We start from the raw sequence: 1,527 nt of genomic DNA, 5'->3' as shown, positions 1-1,527 counted from the left end.
CCTAAATTTCGAAAGTAACATGCTCTAAAAACATGAAAAGTGCTCCAAATCTTTGGTAGAATGGTGTTTGTCCACAACATCACCCACAAAGAGAGGAGCACCCTTAAGGTGAAGTCTAACACATCCATTAGTAAAATGAAAACACAATTTTCGTTAGAGAATGCAACCAACTACGGCGGATTTAAGATTTTCTTAGCCTACCTTGAAAAGATTAAGCTTGCGAAGGCTCTTCAATGTCTTCCTAGCGCCAAGGCCAGCAACTCCCTCTTTTCCGTTTATCGGATCCTGCTCTACTTGATCATCGGATGGATGCTTGGTTGCGAACGCCTCTTTCACTTTCGCAAGCTTCAACATGATTCACTCGTCAGGCGTTTTCTCGGTGGACGCTGCCCACACCATTCCTTGCTGTACAAAGAATTGGTGCGATTACGTAAGGCGTCCCCGAATCTACTGATGGATCTACGGAAGATCAATCGGGATGTGATTCAGCCGTGCCTACCCAGCGACCTGATCTTAGATCTGGATTCTACCGTGGAGACTGTGTATGGCGATCAATCGGGAGCTGCCAAAGGAACCAATCCACACAAGCCTGGTCGGAAGAGCTACCATCCCTTACTGGCTTTTGAAGGACAGTCCCGTTTATGCCTAAATGCCGTCCTTCGAGCAGGTAACACACACTCTTCGACCGGAGCTATTTCTTTCCTCGAGCAGACGTTCGAACTGATCGAAGATCATTCGGTGAAGTACGCCCGATTTGATAAAGGATTCGGAGGCGAAGACTTCTACCGATTATGGGAGAGGAAACGAATCGGCTACGTCGGCAAGCTCAAATGGACGAAACGCCTCGCAGCCGAAGTCGCCGCCTGTCGTTACTGGAAACGCTATGTCGATGAGGACGAGTGGGTCATCGAAGGGATTACCCTCCTGTACAAAGCAACTTCTTGGAACAAGTTACGTCGTGTCGCGATCATCCGCAAGGCACGAGTGGTTGAAGACGGCCAAACGCGCCTCATCTTCGATACCGACTGGCAATATGAAGCGATCGTCACCAATCTGGAATGGGAACCGATCGACTTATGGCGGTTCTACAACCAGCGCTGCTGTATGGAAAACTACATCAAGGAAGCCAAACGTGGATTTTCCATCGATCGAATTGCGACCAGTGACTTTGAAGCCAATGAACTCGACTTGCTCATCAAGCTATTAGCCTATAACCTCTATGAGCGGTTCAAACAGGACTGCTGCGAACCCGTCCACCAGGGGTATACGGTTGCGCGTTTTCGTTTAGAGTTCTTTCACGTTGCCGCAACGATTATTCAGCATAGCCGCCGAGTGGTTCTGAAGTTGATGAAAGACTTTACCAATCGGCATGTTTGGAAACGGATTGAAGCTAGAGTCGTTGCGCTAGAGTGAAATCGACCATAATTTCACATGGAAATCTAAAAGCCTCTTCTTGTGGGGAGGGGGAAATTGTATTCCAAAATGAATAAACTCGTAAGTTCGAATGGAAGGGAATCCATAAAAACC

At 47.7% G+C, this 1,527-nt stretch carries 1 protein-coding gene; it reads left to right on the top strand.

What is annotated here, in order from left to right:
* The first annotated feature begins 108 nt into the window (after positions 1 to 108).
* The gene (locus PRECH8_RS14015; protein ID WP_443093554.1) at positions 109 to 1,413 is read left to right on the top strand and encodes an IS1380 family transposase; all 1,305 of its coding nucleotides are present in this window, start codon (positions 109 to 111) and stop codon (positions 1,411 to 1,413) included.
* The last annotated feature ends 114 nt before the right edge of the window (positions 1,414 to 1,527 follow it).

Source organism: Insulibacter thermoxylanivorax (assembly GCF_015472005.1).
In the GTDB taxonomy this organism is placed as follows: Bacteria; Bacillota; Bacilli; order Paenibacillales; family DA-C8; genus Insulibacter; species Insulibacter thermoxylanivorax.
Note: the sequence above shows the minus strand (reverse complement) of the source record. Positions and strands in the feature narration are given on the sequence as shown.